This window comes from Paenibacillus sp. S29, assembly GCF_049319765.1.
GTDB lineage: Bacteria > Bacillota > Bacilli > Paenibacillales > Paenibacillaceae > Paenibacillus > Paenibacillus polymyxa_B.
On sequence record NZ_JBMOUI010000011.1, the window covers coordinates 44,073 to 64,061 of the forward strand.

Sequence of the window (19,989 nt, forward strand, 5' to 3'; positions counted from 1 at the left end):
CAAAACTACTTAGGGAGTGGACACCATGTCGTTATCACCCGTGTTAGCAGATTATTCATCTAAAACATATTTAGAAAAACTTGATGCATATTGGCGTGCAACGAACTACATTTCGGTAGGTCAGCTGTATTTAAAAGATAATCCTTTGTTGAGAGAGCCTTTAAAAGATTCAGATGTGAAGGTTAAGCCTATTGGACACTGGGGCACAATTCCGGGCCAAAACTTTATTTATGCACATCTAAATCGTGTTATTAATAAATATGATTTGAGCATGCTTTACATTGAAGGTCCTGGTCACGGCGGCCAGGTTATGGTTTCAAATTCTTATCTGGATGGAAGCTACACTGAAATCTATCCGCAAATTACACAAGATATCTCAGGTATGAAGAAATTGTTCAAACAATTCTCTTTCCCTGGCGGTATTGCTTCACATGCTGCTCCTGAAACACCTGGATCTATCCATGAAGGTGGAGAATTAGGCTACTCCCTTTCTCATGGTGTAGGTGCCATTCTGGATAATCCTGATCTGATTTCGGCTGTTGTTATTGGGGATGGTGAAGCTGAAACGGGTCCATTAGCCGCTTCGTGGTTCTCTAACCGATTTATCAACCCCATCACGGATGGTGCAGTGCTACCAATCTTGCACTTGAATGGCTTTAAGATTAGTAACCCAACGATTATGTCTCGTCAATCAAAAGAAGAATTGACCTCATACTTTAAAGGTTTGGGTTGGGAGCCGTTCTTTGTTGAAGGTGAAAATCCGGATCTCATGCATCCAGAAATGGCGAAAGTACTGGATACGGCTATCGAGAAGATTGAAGCCATTCAAAAGAATGCGCGTGAAAATAATGACCTTACTCGTCCGGCGTGGCCGATGATTGTCTTCCGTTCACCTAAAGGTTGGACGGGTCCGAAGGAATGGGACAACGTGCCGAATGAAAATTCATTCCGTGCCCATCAGGTTCCAATTCCGGTTGATCAAAAAAATATGCAGCACGCACCTGCTTTGTTAGAATGGCTGAATAGCTATAGACCAGAGGAATTGTTCGACGAAAACGGTCGTTTAAACCCTGAGCTTGCTGAAATTCTGCCTACAGGCGATAAACGTATGGGAATGAACCCTGTTGCGAATGCGGGTAACCTCATTAAAGACTTGAAATTACCGGATTTCCGTAACTATACGCTGGATAATTCCGTACCTGGTAAAGTGATTGCGCAAGATATGTCGGTTTTAGGGAAATACGTTAAAGATGTGGTTCTCTTAAATGAAGAAAATCGTAATTTCAGAATCTTCGGACCGGATGAAACGATGTCTAATCGCTTGGCTCCTGTTTTTGAAGTAACCAAACGCCAATGGATGGACCAAATTATTGAACCTAATGATGAATTCTTATCATCCTATGGCCGCGTAATTGATTCTCAATTATCCGAACACCAAGCTGAAGGATTGCTGGAAGGTTATGTATTAACAGGTCGCCATGGTTTCTTTGCAAGTTACGAAGCCTTCCTGCGTGTGGTTGACTCGATGATCACCCAGCACTTTAAGTGGCTGCGTAAAGCAACGGATCAAGGATGGCGTGCAGATATCCCATCATTGAATGTCGTAGCAACTTCAACAGTGTTCCAACAGGATCATAATGGGTATACACACCAAGATCCAGGTTTGTTAGGTCATTTGGCTGATAAAAAACCAGAATTTATTCGGGAGTATCTGCCAGCGGATGCCAATTCCTTGTTGGCTGTTTTCGACACCATTTTAAATGATCGTCAAAAGATCAATTTGATTGTTTCATCTAAACATCCACGTCCACAATGGTTTAGTGCTGATGAAGCGAAAGAATTGGTGGATAAAGGGTTGAAGATCATTGACTGGGCAAGTACAGATCAAGGTGGAGAACCTGACCTTGTCATTGCTTCTGCTGGTACAGAGCCAACGATTGAAAGTTTAGCTGCAATTTCTATTTTGCATGAAAAACTGCCTGACTTGAAGATTCGGTACATCAACGTGGTAGATTTGCTGAAACTGAGAAGTCAAAAACTAGACCCGCGTGGATTATCCGACGCTGAGTTTGATCATTTTTTCACAAAAGACAAACCCGTTGTTTTCGCTTTCCATGGTTACGAAGGTCTGATCAAAGATCTGTTCTTTGATCGTCATAATCATAACTTGCATGTACATGGATACCGTGAGAATGGCGATATTACGACACCATTTGATATGCGTGTATTGAATCAAATGGATCGTTTTGACTTAGTGAAGGAAGCTGCTCTCAACTTACCTGACGCTGGGAAGTACACCAACACTGTGGATGAAATGGATGCTACGATTAAGAAACATCATCAATTCATTCGCGAAGAGGGTATTGACCTACCAGAGGTAGAGAACTGGGTATGGAATGGCTTGAAATAAAAATACAGACACTTCAACTTTGTGTTGGACAACCAAGCCATCAAGCATGAAGTGGAATATATGATTTGGTAGTGGTACAAGTGCCTGCCCCCTTGACTTCAGGTATGATTTCAATGGGGATCAGGCGCTTTTTGATTTAGCACACAGAGAACTTGGTAGGGAAGTTACGAGCTAGTGGGTATATACATATACAGAGAACGGAATGGATTGCTATATTTTGCCGGAGCTTTGAAGAGGTGTTATGTTATATGAGAATAGTAAAGGAGGCTGTAATTATGAACCAACAAATTCCGGAGAAGGTATTGAATGATGGCATTAAAGTGCCCGTCATTGGATTTGGGACTGCTGGAATTAAGGGTGCAGATGGAGTCAAGGCGATTACCGGCGCGATTGATGCAGGTTACCGTCTGATCGACACAGCGTTCAACTATGAAAATGAGGGTGCTGTCGGGAAAGCGGTCCAGCAGAGCTCTGTGCCCAGAGAGGAATTGTTGATTTGCTCCAAACTACCGGGTCGCCGACATGCTTACCAAGAGGCCATTGTAACGATCGAAGAGTCATTATATAGAGGAGGCCTGGACTATTATGATCTTTATCTGATCCATTGGCCGAATCCCCAAATTGATCGATATGTTGAAGCTTGGCAGGCGTTAATTGAGGCGAAGAAAAGGGGCTATATCCGTTCCATTGGGGTCTGCAATTTCTTGCCCGAGCATAATGAACGTTTAATTCGGGAAACAGGTGTCACGCCGAGCTTAAATCAAGTTGAATTGCATCCATTATTTAATCAGGAACATCAGCGTGCAAAAGATGCTGAACAGGGCATCGTGACGGAATCATGGAGCCCCTTGGGGCGCGGTCACAGCATGCTGGAGAATGAAGAGATTGGGAAAATTGCTTCTGCTCATAATAAAACGACTACACAAGCGATTTTACGTTGGCATATCCAACTTGGAGCAATCCCGATCCCTAAGGCCTCTTCTTTAAAACACCAAACGGAGAATCTAGATATTTTTGACTTTGAGTTGTCTCCAGAGGAAATGAACGTGATTTCGGCATTTAGCAGTGAGGATGGACGGATATGGGGACAGGACCCCAAGTCCTATGAAGAACTATAATCAGGAACAATAAATAGAAGGGTTCAAAAATCTGTCGCGGGTTTTTGGACCCTTTGCTTTTATAATAAAACGAACACACATCTGAAAGTGATCAATGGGCCAGTATATAGAGCTATGATGAACATTTTTTACCGGATTTGATGTATGATATGGTTGAATGTAGTCCTTTCGAAGGAGGTCATCATGGGGATTTTGTCAAGGTTTAGGGATATTATGAAAATGAATGTTAACGCCTTAATGGATAAGGTGGGAGATTCGGAGAAAACCATTGACGATTATATGCGGAATTTGAACAGTGATCTAGGCAAGGTGAAAGCGGAGACGGCTTCAGTGTTGGCTGATGAGAGAAGGACGAAAAGAGCACTGGATGAATGCAAAGCCGAGATCAAAAAGCTCCAGCATTATGCCAGTAAGTCTGTGGAAGCTGGTAATGAAGAGGAAGCTCGAAAGTTTCTGGAGAGAAAAGGTTTGCAGGCGGAGAAATTGGAACAATTACAAACATCCTATGATTTAGCTTCGACAAACGCCGTAAATATGAAACAAATGCAGGAGAAGTTGGTGTCCGATATGGAGCAACTAGAAGCGCGGCACGCTGAACTTAAAGGGAAGATGGCGGTTGCCAAAGCACAGCAAGCCTTGAACTCTATGGGCAGCAAGAATTCTGCTTTTGAGGTCATGGAAGAGCAGGTGAACAGAGCGTATGATGAAGCGATGGCTATAGCCGAGCTTCGGGCAGGAACGAAGGACGACCTGGATTCTTTATAAGGAATCATAACAGTATCTACATGAAGAGGTGAGCAGATGCCGGTTATCGAATACAAATGCCCCAACTGCGGCAGCGGCATGGTCTTTGACGGTGAGACAGGGATGTTATCCTGTCATAGTTGCGGAAGAGAGGACAATATCGAATCTATTCCTGATCCTCTGATAAATCGTATTTTTTCAGAAGATGAGGCCCATGAGTATCATTGTAATAACTGCGGAGCAGTGATTATGACCGAAGTGGAGACGAGTGCAACGGTGTGCAGCTTTTGTGGTTCTGCCGTGGTTCTTGGAGACCGACTGACCGGGAAGCTGGCTCCGGCGCAGGTTATTCCTTTTTCGATCAGTAAGGAGGAGGCCATAGATGCTTTCAAAAAATGGTGTAAGAATGGCCGTCTGACGCCGAATCGGTTCATGATAGCAGACCGAATCAAGGGAATAACCGGGATGTATGTGCCCTTCTGGTTATATGAATTACATAATAAAATTGAGGTTCAAGGTGAAGGTACCCAAGTGAGAACCTATACGAGCGGAGACTACGAATATACGGAAACGAAGCATTTTGATGTATATCGGAAAATCCGTTTGAATTATGTAAAGGTTCCGATTGATGCTGCGGAGAAAATGAACGACGAGCTGATGGATAAATTGGAGCCTTTTCCATACGATCAGCTAAAACCCTTTAAAACGCCATATCTAGCAGGTTATATTGCGGAGAAGTACAGTTATAACGAAGAAGAGCTCTTCCCGCGAGTTAAAGAGAAAGTGAAGGAATATATTGATGCTTATATTCATTCTACGGTGTCGGAGTATACGTCCGTGAGTTATACGGAAAAGCAAATTGATACTACATTAAAACAAGCGGATTATGTTCTACTCCCGGTATGGGTCATACACTATGACTACAATCAATTGGAGCATACGTTTGCTATGAACGGACAGACGGGCAAGGTAGTCGGTAAGCCTCCGATCAGCAAGTTCAAAGTAACAGCTTGGTTTGCAGGCATTTTCGGCATTACTCTCTTCTCATTAAGATTAATCACTTGGCTGATGATGGGAGGGGAATTCTATTGAAAAAGCATAGAGCCATTATAGCCGTCTTGTTGTTCTTTGCTGTTTTTCTGGCAGTTCCGATGGAAATGAAGGGCGAACCAGCAACGACAGAAATGAAGCCATTGATTTATGATGAAGCGGGTCTGCTCAATCAGGAAGAGTATGATGTGTTGAACACTATGGCTAATCAATACGGAGCGAAAAGAGAAACGGACATTATTATTTATACTACTCTCAATCCCGACAATATGGATGTTATGAAAATGACGCAGGACTTTTATGATGACCATGGCCCTGGGTATGACAGATCTCATGGGAACGCGGTCATTTTAACGATGGATATGAGAAATAGAGAGGTGTACTTGGCCGGATTTTATAAGGCAGAACGGTATCTGGATGATGACAGGCTTACTAAAATACGCCATGAGATTAGCCCGGATCTGACGAACGGCAACTATGGGCTGGCATTTCAAAAGTATATTCTGAGTGCGCACAAATATTTGGCCATCCGTCCAGGGGTGAATCCAGACAGTATATTTTTTAAAGGATGGCTTCATTTGGCGGTAGCGCTGGGATTGGCGGCGTTGATCGTGGGTAAGATGGTTTCCAATTCTGGCGGTCGGGTTACGGTAAATCGGCAGACCTATGAGGATGCAAGCACGTCAGGGGTTCTGGCACATCAAGATCTGTACACTCACACAACGACAACGAAGCGGAAGATTGAAAAGAGCAGTAGCAGCAGTTCATCAGGCGGAGGAGGCGGAACCACCAGCGGCGGTCATTCGCATAGCGGCAGCAGAGGATCATTTTAACTGAAAGGATGGATACAGTATGGGATTCTTCAGAAACCAATTTGCAAATGTAGTAGAATGGGAAGAATTTAGAGATGATATGATTTTCTGGAAGTGGAGTAATCGTGAAATTAAAAAAGGAAGTAAGTTAATTATCCGCTCCGGTCAAGACGCGATTTTTGTAAATAACGGCAAAATAGAGGGTATTTTTGAGAATGAAGGGTCGTATAACATGGACTCTGACATTATTCCATTTCTGTCCACCTTAAAAGGGTTTAAATTTGGTTTTAACAGTGGCATGAGGGTAGAGGTCTTATTCGTTAATACGAAGGAGTTTACTGTCAAATGGGGGACGCAGAATCCAGTGCTGATCCCGACTCCCCAGCTGCCAGGCGGTATGCCGATCCGTGCCAATGGCACATTTAATTTTAAAGTGAACGATTATGTTACGCTCATCGATAAAATTGCTGGAGTGAAGGACAGTTATCTCGTTGAGGATGTGAAAATACGCATTACTTCAGTATTGGATCAGTTATTAATGAAGTGGATCAGCAGAGAAGGAAAGGACATGTTTAATCTGCAGGCGAATGCCTCTGACATTTCAAATGGTATTCAAGAAGATCTGGATATGCAAGTGATGGACAATGGTATGACGATTACTGGCTTTCATGTGATGAGCTTCAATTATCCTCAAGAAATCCAAGATATGATCACGAAGACAGCTTCTCATGAAATGATCGGTAATCTGCAAAAGTACCAGCAAGTGACGATGACGGACGGGATTGCATCGGGTAATGTAAAAGGCGGTGGTGCTGCCTCAGATATGGCGAGTATGATGATGGGGATGAATATAGCAAATGAAATGATGAAAAATTTGAACCCGAACCCAAAGCCTTCGGTTGAGACTCAGCCTACACCTGCTGCCCCCTCTCCATCTGGAGACGGTAATAAGCCCAATTTTTGTCCGAATTGCGGTACAAAAAACGAAGGAGCTAATTTCTGTCCGAATTGTGGACAAAAATTGAACGGATAACCATAGCTACGACCAAGCTTCTTTATTTCGGAAAAGTTCCGACTGGGTCAAGCAATCCTGCAAGCCAAAAGGCAGTTATCGCAGAGTATCTTCTGTGATGGCTGCTTTTTTATGTAGTTTGTTCAAGTATTTTCTTCATAAATCCGATTTATTGGATTGAAAAAGGTACTCAGGATAAGGTACTATAACTATATAGTATGTATTTATATTAACTAATTAGTCATTACATTAATAAACTATAGGTATAGGAGCAACGAAGATGACCAAATTCCAAGATCAAATCATTGCACGTTACAAGTTTGATGATGCAGAGAACGTCGGCAAAGATAGCTCAGGGCAAGGTAACGATGGGGTTGCTTCAGGCACAGTAACACCTACGATTTCCCATGCTACCGGTAGAGCAGCTTTGACGCTTGAGGGAGGCCCCAACGGTACATCGTATATCCAGCTTCCTTCCGATCTATTCAAAGATGTAAGCGATAACACCGGTGTGACGGTTACTGCTTGGGTCAACTTCGGCAGATTCACAGATATGTGGGAACGTGTTTTTGACTTTGGTAAAGCCCATACAGGGCCCTATATGTTCATGACACGGAATCTGCGCGGAACTCTTTTCACCGAGGTAGATTTGTCCGTAGACCCGGGAAGGGGCTTTGTCAGGGATGAGTGGATGCATATAGCCTTGTCCGTAATCGGTACAGAAGGCGGCACATTAAGCAGTGCGGGTCCGGTGGTATATGTCAATGGTGAGGTGGTAGCGGACGGTTCCATTAGTCAAACTTCCAGCGGCAACTATGCCAAGCTGCGTAAATGGTTCGAAACGTTTACAGACTCGTCTAACTACAGCAACAATTTTATCGGTCGCTCCCAGCATGCGGCGGATGTAGACTTTGCCGGCTCCGTTTCAGACTTTCGAATTTATAAAGCAGGCCTGACGGCGGATGAAGTCATTGAGGTCATGTGCGATTCGTTGACAGATGAAGAGATCGTGAAGCTTGCCAGAGATAAATATTTGTCCTTTCCGACGACGATTGTAACCAAGGACATAACTCTGCCAACGGTTCTGATGGGCGGAAGAGTAGAAGTAACCTGGAAATCCAGCCAGCCTAGTATACTCTCTGACAATGGCCAGATTCAGGCGATTACCTCCGCACAAGGGGTTACCGTCACGGCTCTATTGACGAAGGGCTTAAGTAAGATTGAAGAGAGCTTTGAGGTATCCGTTCTTCCTGAACAGCTACCTCCGTACACGCTGACCATTCATGGAAATAAGGAAGTAGTGGATGTCAGCGAAGTGATGTACGGCTTGTTCTATGAAGATATCAATAACGCAGCAGATGGCGGGATTTATGCAGAACTCATTCAGAATCGATCCTTCGAATCTTTCGAGTTCGATACGTATTCCCATGCTTCCGGTGAATGCGGCTGCTCTACCGGACGGAACCGCAACCCGTTGTTCGCTTGGTCTGGTGATACGGATAAGATGACTCCACAACATAGCGGTGGATTAAATGAGTTTTTAGGCGCAAAAGACAAAGAAGTGAACTCTTATTATGTGACGGTAGCGGATGGTGCAACGATTCGGAACAAGGGCTTTTCGGATTCTAACCAGAATTGTGCCATGTCCATCCAAGAGGGTGCCAAATATGAGTTTACCATCTGGGCGAAGGCCGATTCAGCGGGCACAATCACACTGCAACTGCAAGACTCAAATGAAAAGGCTATTAGTGATTCGGTTACGATACAGGTGGAGGGCGGCAACACGTGGAAGAAGTACGGCATCGATTCCAAGCTTGTGCTGACAGGCTCAGCTACGGTTCTCGGGCAGCTGGCGCTTACATTTGAAGGGGACATTTCGGTTGATATGGTTTCTTTATTCCCACAAGATGTATGGGGCGCAGGAGAGGAAGAGCAATCCCCATCGGCACATGCTAACTTCCAGGGTAATCCTAACTACCGACTGAGAAAAGATTTGGTGAACGCACTGGTTGGCATGCATCCGAAGTTTTTGCGGTTTCCAGGTGGTTGTATTTCCGAGGGTTCATTTATATGGGAAAACGTATACGATTGGAAGGAATCGATTGGGGATATCGAGCTGCGCAAGGAAAACTTTAATGTATGGGGCTATATGATGACCATGGGCCTCGGTTATATGGAATATTTCCAGTTGGCAGAAGACCTGAATGCAGCTCCGCTTCCGGTTATGGCCTGCGGCGTGCTCTGCCAAGCCCGCTCGGATTATGCTCATCCCGCTGGAGGCGCATTGAGAGAATACTATATTAAGAACTTTACGGATCTGATCGACTTTGCGATTAGTGTGGATTTTGAACATAATGAATGGGCTGCTATGCGAAAAAAAATGGGCCATGAAGCTCCGTTCGATCTGCGTTATTTGGGTGTAGGTAACGAGAACTGGGGTACAGAGTTTTTTGCCAACTTTGAAGTGTTCAAGACATCGATTGATGAGTACATGAAGAAAAACTATCCGGGTTATGAGCTACACATCATCTCCACGGTTGGCGCTCAAGCAGACGACGATGCATATCAGCAGGGCTGGAAGTTCTTAAGCGGTAATTTGACCGGTTCGGCTAAGGTTGCTTTTGCAGATGGTAACCAGGTGACGGAAGAAACGGTAACCTGGTATGAGAAGCAAAAGGACTACATGGACACCATTGCAGATGAGCACTATTATCGTTCTAACGAGTACCTGCTGAATAACGTGGACCGCTATAACTACTACTACAGAGCTTATAATGCGGACGGCAGTATAAATTGGAAAGCAACATCAAAGGTTTTTGTCGGGGAGTACGCCTCAACGGATAAAAATACATTGGCAGGCGCTGTAGCAGAGGCAGCGGTTATGACGGGCTTCGAAAATAATGCCGATGTCGTTCGGTTGGCTGCCTATGCACCGCTGTTTAACAAGGTGCTGACAGATGGAACCTACAGATGGACGCCAGACTGCATCTGGTTCGATGACGAAACGGTGTGGTTTACGCCGAACTACTATGTACAGCAAATGTATGCTAAATATTTGGGGAATAAAGTATTGAGCACTTCTTTCTCTACTTACAAAAACGGCAAGCCAACGGATCTCATTCCTCAGGGTGGAATTGAAATCGCGACAGGCAATGCCGAGGTTATGATTAAGCGTGTGACTGTTACTTCCAACCATGACGGTAGTGTGCTGCTGGATCAAGACTTTACCCAGGAATTGAATTCGGCCTGGCAGGTCATTCCCGGTTCCGTGGGCTCTACGGTGGAGGAAGGCAAGGGGCTTGTCCTCAAAGCTCAGGATAGCGGTCTGAATGGTCTGTACATCTTGAACGACAGCTGGAGCAATTACAAGGTAGAGGTGGTCGCTTCCCGCATTTCCGGCACGGACGGCTTTTATGTGGGTGCGGGTCTCACCGATATTTCTGCGGAGAAAAAGGACGTCGTTGAATACGCGATCGGCTATGGCGGCAAGGCTACCGGCATGAAGGTTTACAAGCAAGGCATAGAAGGCTATACCTTGGGTGACTACTCTTCCAGTACAGCGGCAGGTAACTTGAGAGCAGCTAGCTATGAAGAGTTGGCTGACAACACGGACTACACCATAACAGTGAACTACGGCGGTGAAACGGGTAGTAATCTGATTTGCTCATACACCGACGGCGAGACAACCAGCAAGGTGCTGGACTACAAGCTGGAGGCTTACAACAGAGACGTGTTCAACTCGGTAACCCAAGATGCTGAGCATGTATACGTGAAGCTGGTGAATGCCGACAACGTGGATAAGGTAATACAGCTGAATCTACAAGATTTGAGTGTTGAGTCCATCGCTAAGCTGGTTACACTAACTGGCGATTCCTCGCTTGTTCATGTACCTAACGTGAACAAGAAGAATGATGAGAAGGTAATGCCTACCGAACAGCAGATCACGCTTCATACAGATTCTGTCCTCTTAGACTTACCGGCCAACTCGGTAAATGTGCTGGTGCTGGATCTTAAACCTTTTCTCGCTTAAAAACAAAAAGGGGTGTCCCAAGTAGCCGGTTTATGGCTTTTGGAACACCTCTTTTTTTCTATCAATAGAGTCGGAATGTTGAGTTGATTTCCCCGAAGGGCATTACTGTGTGCTTCTGTTTACCAATTCACGCGGGTTGATGCCATCGTCTATCGTTAGCGGGGTAGGGGCTCCCGTAGCGATTCGCTCCCAGGGCACCATTTTAAAGTTCTGATTCAACTTTTTTCCATTTTGGAGATTTTCGTCATCTTGTGCAACGAAGATACCATGCGGGAAATTTTTGCCTAATCCGTAGCCAAGAACATCAATACCGTCTGTGACAGACGTACCATCAACGGTAGGGCTCGCGCTAATCGTGAAGTTGCTTATATATGCATTGTCTCCTTGTCGTTCATAGATCGCATAGCTGCTGTTTCCTTGGCTGGAGGCCATGAGGTACCCTTTGCCATCTTTACCGTAATACAATGTAAGTCCCTCTATGTCATCGTGAAGTCTGCGCCCATCTGCAATATCCACACGTCGCAGCGGCTCGGTTGAACCGTCTGGCTCGGCACTATACTTCCAAATAGCGTAATCCTCTTCAGCGATGTAGATCGTACCATATTCATCATCAGCAACCATGCCTTCGGATTGCGTATTCAGCTTGAACTGGCGGACAAGCTTACCTGCAATTTTGCCGCTTCCGTCGTCAGTCAGCTCATATTGCTCAAATTCACCCTCTTTGCCCAACACGAGCGCGTAAAATTTATCTGTCTTGAGGCTATGGTATAAGCTGAATCCGTACACTTCTTTCATAGATGCTTTAATAGGTTTGCCAACCACGTTGGTCAGCTTTCCTGATGCACCGTCAATGGAAAAGATATCGATCGTGTTGTTGGTTCGATTGGTTGCCCCTGCGATATCAATTTTTTTGCCGCCCAATGTGAAACCGTAACGAAGATCCACGTTATTCATTTTTCCGACCTTCATGTTTTGCAGTTGCTTACCTTCCAGATCATAGACTAAAATCCCGCCGCCTTTATTGGTTGCTAAAATTCTACTTTTCTCCGGATCGACCGGGTTGAGCCAGATTGCAGGGTCGTCGGCTGCGTCTTCTCCATCTTCCACAGCTTCTGTTTCGGCAGAGGGGATTACTTTATAGGTGGGAACTGCGTCCTTAGGATCTGCATATTTGCTGTTCTCTGCTTCAAGCGCTGTAAGAAGTTTTGTAGGAAGATATACATTTCCATTCACTATTTTAATTTCCCGGTCCGCTTTTCCGCTTAGTCCAGCTAAACGATATTGCTTCTCACCCACTGTAAAGGTCCCGACAATGCCATTTTTCAATTTGACCAAAACAGACTGGTCATCACTGTCCCATGTAATTGTCGCCCCCATTTTATCTGCCTGTGTTCGTAGTGGTGCATACCCGGATGGCTGAATGTCTGCCGCATGGGTCAGTTCTGGTGATACCAGAATCCCCGTTAACATGGCTAATAATGCTAGTTTAGTTGACTTCATATGTATGCCCCTTTTCTGAAGTAAAAATGATATAACCGACTCAGTATAAAGCGAGAATATCAAAAGGATACAATGAAAATGTAAAGAGAATGTAAAGGAGGTGTAAGCATTCAATGGACTGGTTTCCAGTATTGTTGTCTGTAATTCTTTGGAGACATTCCGAATTTTTCTTTAAAGCATTTGGAGAAATAGCTTGCTTGGGAGAATCCCGTTTCCTCCGTAATTTGTTGGACAGACCAGTCAGTTTGCAGCAAAAGACTGCGTCCTTGATCCAGGCGATAATCCATTAAATACTCAAGCGGTGTGCGCTGGAAAGCGACCTTCATGCATCTGGCGAGATAGTTCTGATGTACGTGAAAATGGGTCTCCAAATCTTTATTGGTGATTGTATTTTTGTAATTCTGTTTTAGGTATATTTCGATTTGTTCCGCCAACTTAGAGGAGCTGTCTTTATTATTCTGATCATACTCCAAACTCTGGAAAACACTCGCAAACGTCTGTTGGGCCTCCCATAGTGCCAGTTTTCTAGGTTTTAAAGTAGAGGCTAGTAAATAGTCTAATTTCGAAAATAGCTCATGTGGATTCACCACTTTTTGAATTTTGGGCAAATGAATGGTCGTATGTTCTGAATGAAAGTGCAGCTCGGGAATGGGGGTGCTGGGTATAATAGGATTGGGCGAGGATTGTGCGCACCACATGCTATTGGTTTGAAAATGGAACCAGTAAAAGGAGGTTTGTTCTGTACATGCCTCAATGGGAAAATGATGTTTATCCGGTTCAAGAATGAGAGCGTAATTTTTAGTTACCTTCCACACTTCGTCCTCTTCGCCAATGTGCAGCAATCCTTCTTTAATGATTATTACGTCAAAATAACCCAGATTATACCTATTCGGGTGCCAATCCCCTTTTTGATATGTAGTAAAATTCCCCTCAATGAAATAAGGCAGCGGAGGAACAAGGAATGATAGAAAGTCTGTTTTGCTCATGGAAGCCAGCTCCTTTGTGTGTGAAATCGTATAAGTTTTAGTTAAAGATCGCGATTTTTTTTATAAATTCAGGTTGATAAAATAAGGACTGTAGCAAGGGGAGCTCAGGTTAGCTTGTACGATATTATCATTACTTTATCCTTATTTTCTCAAAAATGAAAGCGTTCTATTTCCAGGAAGGGATGTTTATCCAATGAAAACGGCAAAGCCAGTTAAGCATGTCATCGTTGATGATTTATTTTGGAAAAAGTATAAGCAAGTTGTGGCGGAAGAGGTTATTCCTTATCAGTGGAAAGCATTAAATGATGAATTACCAGATACAGAACCCAGTCATGCGATTGAAAACTTTAGAATTGCAGCCGGGGAATCCAGTGGGGAGTATTATGGAACCGTTTTCCAGGACAGTGACCTTGCCAAATGGTTGGAGACGGTTGCCTTTAGCTTAAGGGATCATCCGAATCCTGCGCTTGAAGAACGGGCTGATGAAGTGATTGAATTGTTGGGAAGAGCTCAAGCTGAGGATGGGTATCTAAATACGTACTATCTGCTTAAGGAACCCAACAATCGCTGGACCAACTTAAGAGACAATCATGAGCTGTATTGTGCAGGGCATTTTATAGAAGCGGCTGTTGCTTATTATGAAACGACGGGCAAAACGAAGTTTCTTCACATTATGGAGAAATACGTAGACCTGATTCAGCAGGTTTTTGGTACGGAAGAAGGTAAACGGAAAGGCTATCCGGGACATGAAGAAATTGAGTTGGCCTTGATCAAATTATACGACGTAACTGCAAAGGATCAATATCTCAAATTAGCGCAATATTTTATTGAACAGCGGGGACAGCATCCTATTTACTTTGCAGAGGAACAAGAACAGAGAAAACATATTCAAACAGAGCCCACCTGGAATGATGATAACAATATTAATTTTGGCTTAGGCTTCGAATACCAGCAAGCACACCAACCTGTGCGGGAACAAAAAGAGGCAGTCGGCCATGCGGTAAGAGCGGTGTATCTGTATATTGCGATGGCGGACTTGGCCGCGAAAACAGGGGATGCTTCCCTGTTACAAGCCTGTGAAACGCTGTGGGATGATGTAACGAATCACAAAATGTACATCACCGCAGGGATCGGTTCTACTGTAAACGCGGAAGCATTCACTTGCCATCACGATCTTCCCAATGACAGCATGTACTGTGAGACTTGCGCCTCTGTAGGGCTGGCCTTTTGGGCCAATCGTATGCTGCGTTTAGCGCCAGACCGGAAATACGCCGATGTTCTGGAGCGTGCGCTATACAACGGGACGATTAGTGGGATGGACCTGGACGGGAAACGGTTTTTCTACGTGAATCCGCTAGAGGTTAACCCTTTTCAAAAATCCAGAAAAGATCAGGAGCATGTAAAAACAGAACGGCAAAAATGGTTTTTCTGCGCCTGCTGTCCGCCCAATTTGGCACGAATGATTGCATCAGTTGAGGACAATATGTATACCCAAACGGACGATACGTTGTATACGCATCTGTACATTGCCAGCAAGGTGAACATGACTTTATCTGGTCATGAGGTTGAAATTACACAAACTCATCATTATCCATGGGACGCGGATCTAACATTTTCGATCCACGTAACAGAGCCGACTTCCTTCAAATGGGCACTACGGATTCCTGGGTGGTGCAAGCAGGCAGAGGTGAAGGTGAATGGAGAAACCATATCATTAGACCGTCTGGAAAAAGGCTATATCGAGATTCAGCGTACTTGGAAGGACGGAGATGTGGTAACTCTGCATTTGGCTATGCAGGTTGAGCGCATTCGGAGCAATCCGCTGGTCTCCATGAACCAGCAGCAAATTGCTCTCCAACGCGGACCAGTCGTGTTTTGCCTGGAAGAAGTGGATAATGGAGCGAATTTGGCAGGATTAAGATTGACAAAGGATAGCCTCATTACGGAAGAGTTCAGCGAAAACCTGTTGGGTGGCATTGTAAAGCTGACCATAGAGGGATACCGGGTAAAAAATTCGAATGCATTATATAGCTCGGAGCCTCCTGAATTTGTTCCTCAACAAATTACCGCGATACCTTACTATGCCTGGTGCAATCGGGCCAAAGGGGAAATGCGTGTATGGGTTTATGAATCATAATTCATTCGCATGGGGAGAGGAAAGATCATGAGTACGAGAATTGTGAGTACGGAACCATCGGAAAAGGCAGCCAGTACCGTTCCTTTTCATCGTAAAATCAGCTATTCATTAACGGATACAGCAGGCAATCTACTATACTGTGTTATTTCCAGTTATCTATTATATTTTTATACAGATGTATTCGGACTTTCTATCGGGATTGCCGGGACATTACTATTTATCACCCGTTTTATCGATGCCATTGATGCCCCAATTTGGGGCATCCTGATTGACCGAACCAAGTCAAAATACGGCCAGAGCAGACCCTATTTTCTATGGTTAGCGATCCCGTTCGCTGTGTTTATGGTCCTTACGTTTACGACACCCAATTGGAGTGAGTCAGGCAAAATTGCATATGCCGCCATTACGTATATTATAGCCGGCATCCTGTACACAGGGATCAGTACGCCGATTACGTCTATTCTGCCTAATCTGAGCACCAATTCTAACGAACGCGTAGTCTTAAACTCCTTCCGTATGGTCGGGGGGAACGTAGGTTTCTTCATTGCCACGACGTTTACATTACCTTTGGTCGCTTTCTTTGGACAGGGGAATGATCAAAAAGGATTTTCCTTAACGCTCGTTTTATTTGGAATCATGGCGATTATTATGTTTTTCATAGCGTTTGCCGATTTGCGAGAAAATGCAGCAGTGAAAACGAAATCTGTTCCCATTGCTAAAAGCTTTACAGCCATCAAACGAAACTGGCCCTGGATGCTCGTTGTAGCTGCCAACTTGTGTTACTGGATCGGCTTGAATATTCGTTCAGCAACGCTAATCTTTTATCTGCAATACAATCTGGACAGTAAGGACTTAGTGCCTTTAATCAATGGACTTACCTCCTTGCAGTTGATCTCGATGGTTCTGATTCCGTTTTTCGCCAGAAAATTAAGTAAAAATGCGATTATGATTATCGGATTGATATTAGCTGCGCTGGGGCAAGTCGTGATTTTAATGGGCAGTACAGACTTAACCCTCATTATTATCGGCTGGATTATTGGTGCGTTAGGATCAGGCTTTGCATGTTCTATGCCGTTTGCGATGTTGTCAGATACAGTCGATTATGGGGAATGGAAAAATGGTATTCGGGCAAGTGGTTTCCTGACCTCGATTGGAAGCGCATTCTGTATTAAAGCGGGTAGCGGAATCGGCGGATTATTGCCAGCATGGATCATGGGCAGCACCGGTTATATCGCTGGGCAAGTTCAAACTCCTACGGCGTTGTCTGGCATTCAGTTCAGCTTTATCTGGCTGCCATTTATCGTCTTCTTGATCGGAATCATTCCTATGTTTTTTTATAAAAAATTCGAAAAGAATGAAGCTTCTATTCAACAAGATTTAATTGCGAGAAGATCATAGACATTCTCTTAACAATGTTTTCATGACATATTAAAACATTATAATGCTGCTCCAAAACCTGTTCACTGAGCTGAGCAGGTTTTTCTGTTATTTTATATTCAAATGTGAGCAAGACCATTGACAGGATTTTCTTTTGGAGTAATACTTCTATGTAGAGAAAAGTGTACAGAATCAAGAACTAGACACATCTAGCCTTGCAACTTTATACATTTTTTCGCCATGAAGGCTCTTCTGTTGAAGGGTTTTTTTCAATTTGAGAAAAAGAATGTGATGATATGAGTCAACTGAGTGTAAGGATGAGAACACATGGCTTTCTGAATAAGCATTTTTCAGGAGAGTCTATTGACTATCGACAGATTATTGCGCTGTTTATCCCGCTTTTGATTGATCAGGCTTTTATCGTGGGTCTTAATTTGGTGAACACGGCAATGATTAGCTCGTCGGGAATGGCGGCAGTCAGTGCTGTAAATATGATCGATTCTTTGAATATTTTTCTGATTAATGTGTTTGTTGCAGTGTCTACCGGGGGAACGGTTGTCGTGGCACAGTATAAGGGGAGCGGTAACGACCTCATGGTCTCTAAAGCCGCATCCGGCACCATTTCCTCCGTTTCCTTGCTGGCCTTATGTATCAGTTTGTTTATGATCGTGTTGTACAATCCGATTTTAAGTGTTCTGTTTGGTTCCGCCTCGCCTGATGTATTAGCCAACGGTAAGGTATATCTGCTGGGAAGCTGTATGTCTTTTGTGGGGATTGCAATCGTTGAGGCGGTGTGTGGAGCGCTGAGAGGGATCGGGAAGACGAGGGCATCGCTGGCTCTTTCGCTCATCATGAACCTCTCGTACGTGCTCCTCAATGTGGTATTCATTAATGTATTAGATATGGGTGTGCTGGGCATGACGATTGCCGTCAATGTGTCCAGATATGCAGGGGCAGTGTGCGCATTGATCTATTTGGTCAGAGTAGATGACGACTTGCGTGTTCAGCTTAGAGATATGCTTTATTTTAATCTGGCTATGCTTAAAAAGATTCTGTTTATCGGGCTTCCCTTTGCAGCGGAACAGATGTTTTTCAATGGGGGCAAAATTTTGACCCAAATTTTCATTGTGAGTCTGGGGACCAATGCATTGGCGACGAATGCCATTTGCTCATCCCTAGCTAACGTGTTCCAAATCCCTGCGAATGCTTTGGCTCTTACGATTGTAACCGTGGTCGGTCAATGTATGGGACGTCGAAATGTCGAGGATGCCCGGAAGTTTACCAAATCGTTTATTTGGCTGTCGTCTTTTTCGTTTATTGTAATGGGGCTCATACTGATGCCTTTGTTTGAGCCGATGGTGGGGCTGTTTCATCCGCCTGCTGAAATTGTAGATGACATATTTGTTGTCATACTGATTAATACGTTGGCCCAGATTCCGCTCTGGTCCATTGCCTTTATTACACCCTCTGCGCTTAGGGCAGCAGGTGATTCAAAATTTACGTCCCTCACCTCAATGCTGTCCATGTGGTTGTGCCGGGTGGTGCTCGGGTATATTTTGGGCATTGTGTTCAACCTGGGGATTGTTGGTGTCTGGCTGGCCATGGATTTTGAATGGGGCGTGCGGGGACTCGTTTTCCTTTGGCGCTTCCGCGGCAACAAATGGGTCCAGCATCGTTTAATCGACTGAATAGGTCCACTACCATAAAATTGACTTCTGGGAGAAGGCATTTTACGGTAGTGGATTTTTTTCTATTCCTATACTTCGTTCAGATCTCTTACCCTATCCTGATCCCTATATTGCCTAACTGCGCTCCCTGCTGCATACGGTGGAAGGCTTGTGCTGTGTCTTGTAAAGAAAATATGCTATCTATAATCGGATGGAGTGCATGGCGCTCCATGAACTGAAGCATAGCTGCGAATTCCTCTCCACTGCCCATAGAGGTGCCGATGATGCTGATTTGAGGGAAAAATATAGACCGCAACGGAATCTCTACTCGATCTCCTGAGCTTGCACCAAATGTAACAATCCGACCGTTCGGCTTGAGGATATCCAAATATTTATCGAACGTAGCAGGACCGATACTGTCAAGGACCAGATCCACGGTGTCTCCGTTCATACTTTCTTTCCATTCGCTATGGCTGTCGAATGCATGATTAGCGCCATGAGCGAGGGCAGCCTGCCTTTTTGCTTCGCTGCGTGACGTGACGGTGACCCGCGCGCCTGCTGCTAAAGCCATAAGCATGGCATACGTGGCTACACCACCGCCAATACCGGGAATAAGGACGTGCTCACCCTGCTGTAATTGGCCTCTTGTGAAGAGCGCGCGGTAAGCGGTCAAAGCAGACAAAGGCAGCACCCCTGCTTCTTCCCATGAAAGGTATGCTGGCTTGCTGATCGCATTTTGGACGGGGATGATAACCGATTCAGCGAATGTTCCGTCTGAAGGTCCGCCCAGAATGGCTGGAACCAAGGGAACATGATGCGTATTCTCCCATCCGATACATGGATTGATAATTAGATCAGTACCTACTAGCGAGGTTGGGACACCATCACCCACAGCCTCGATCACACCTGCTCCATCCGACCCCAGAATGAGTGGAGCATCGTTGGCTGTTCGATCCGCCATGAGGAACAGATCCCGATGGTTTAAGCCTGCAGCTTTAAGTCTTACCCTCACTTCGTTGTGCCCCGGCTGTCTGTCCGTAACGTCTGTATACATCAGACCCTCAAGGCCGTTTTTGCTGGCATGAATTACGGCTTTCATTTTAAAACCTCCCGTGGTTCGAATTTAGATGCAATTGCATGTATATT

The 19,989-nt window shown here is 44.7% G+C and carries 13 protein-coding genes; 10 read left to right on the plus strand and 3 right to left on the minus strand.

Annotated features, from left to right (window positions below; genetic code table 11):
* Positions 1-25: 25 nt before the first annotated feature.
* The 7 genes from ACL9RM_RS18385 (at position 26) to ACL9RM_RS18415 (ending at position 11,176) form a co-directional block, all read left to right on the plus strand.
* Entirely contained in the window at positions 26-2,410 is a 2,385-nt protein-coding gene (locus tag ACL9RM_RS18385; RefSeq protein WP_250267173.1) for a phosphoketolase family protein, read from the plus strand.
* A gap of 275 nt (positions 2,411-2,685) precedes the next feature.
* On the plus strand, positions 2,686-3,528 hold the full coding sequence (locus tag ACL9RM_RS18390) for an aldo/keto reductase (protein WP_250267174.1): 843 nt from the start codon (positions 2,686-2,688) through the stop codon (positions 3,526-3,528).
* A gap of 183 nt (positions 3,529-3,711) precedes the next feature.
* On the plus strand, positions 3,712-4,293 hold the full coding sequence (locus ACL9RM_RS18395) for a PspA/IM30 family protein (protein WP_235306922.1): 582 nt from the start codon (positions 3,712-3,714) through the stop codon (positions 4,291-4,293).
* Positions 4,294-4,329: 36 nt separating this feature from the next.
* Positions 4,330-5,364 (plus strand): TFIIB-type zinc ribbon-containing protein, encoded by a 1,035-nt coding sequence (locus ACL9RM_RS18400; protein ID WP_235306923.1) that lies wholly within the window; start codon positions 4,330-4,332, stop codon positions 5,362-5,364.
* On the plus strand, positions 5,361-6,155 hold the full coding sequence (locus tag ACL9RM_RS18405) for a TPM domain-containing protein (RefSeq protein ID WP_235306924.1): 795 nt from the start codon (positions 5,361-5,363) through the stop codon (positions 6,153-6,155). The genes ACL9RM_RS18400 and ACL9RM_RS18405 overlap by 4 nt, the downstream gene beginning before the upstream one ends.
* A gap of 19 nt (positions 6,156-6,174) precedes the next feature.
* Positions 6,175-7,167 (plus strand): SPFH domain-containing protein, encoded by a 993-nt coding sequence (locus ACL9RM_RS18410; protein WP_250267175.1) that lies wholly within the window; start codon positions 6,175-6,177, stop codon positions 7,165-7,167.
* Positions 7,168-7,426: 259 nt separating this feature from the next.
* Positions 7,427-11,176, plus strand: coding sequence for an alpha-L-arabinofuranosidase C-terminal domain-containing protein (locus tag ACL9RM_RS18415; protein ID WP_250267176.1), 3,750 nt, complete (start codon positions 7,427-7,429; stop codon positions 11,174-11,176).
* Positions 11,177-11,278: 102 nt separating this feature from the next.
* Here the strand turns inward: ACL9RM_RS18415 and ACL9RM_RS18420 are convergent, their stop codons facing one another.
* Positions 11,279-12,676 (minus strand): phytase, encoded by a 1,398-nt coding sequence (locus ACL9RM_RS18420; protein WP_250267177.1) that lies wholly within the window; start codon positions 12,674-12,676, stop codon positions 11,279-11,281.
* Positions 12,677-12,786: 110 nt separating this feature from the next.
* Positions 12,787-13,662: a helix-turn-helix transcriptional regulator gene (locus ACL9RM_RS18425; protein ID WP_061830230.1), complete on the minus strand. Its 876-nt coding sequence runs from the start codon at positions 13,660-13,662 to the stop codon at positions 12,787-12,789.
* 193 nt (positions 13,663-13,855) lie between these two features.
* On the opposite strand from ACL9RM_RS18425, the gene ACL9RM_RS18430 reads away from it, so the two are divergent.
* The 3 genes from ACL9RM_RS18430 (at position 13,856) to ACL9RM_RS18440 (ending at position 18,864) form a co-directional block, all read left to right on the plus strand.
* Positions 13,856-15,799 (plus strand): glycoside hydrolase family 127 protein, encoded by a 1,944-nt coding sequence (locus ACL9RM_RS18430; protein ID WP_250267179.1) that lies wholly within the window; start codon positions 13,856-13,858, stop codon positions 15,797-15,799.
* A 27-nt stretch (positions 15,800-15,826) separates the two neighbouring features.
* On the plus strand, positions 15,827-17,197 hold the full coding sequence (locus tag ACL9RM_RS18435; protein WP_414126433.1) for a glycoside-pentoside-hexuronide (GPH):cation symporter: 1,371 nt from the start codon (positions 15,827-15,829) through the stop codon (positions 17,195-17,197).
* A gap of 275 nt (positions 17,198-17,472) precedes the next feature.
* Positions 17,473-18,864, plus strand: coding sequence for an MATE family efflux transporter (locus tag ACL9RM_RS18440; RefSeq protein ID WP_250267181.1), 1,392 nt, complete (start codon positions 17,473-17,475; stop codon positions 18,862-18,864).
* Between the two features lie 88 nt (positions 18,865-18,952).
* On the opposite strand, the gene ACL9RM_RS18445 is transcribed toward ACL9RM_RS18440, so the two are convergent.
* Positions 18,953-19,942: a zinc-binding dehydrogenase gene (locus tag ACL9RM_RS18445; protein WP_250267182.1), complete on the minus strand. Its 990-nt coding sequence runs from the start codon at positions 19,940-19,942 to the stop codon at positions 18,953-18,955.
* Positions 19,943-19,989 lie beyond the last annotated feature (47 nt).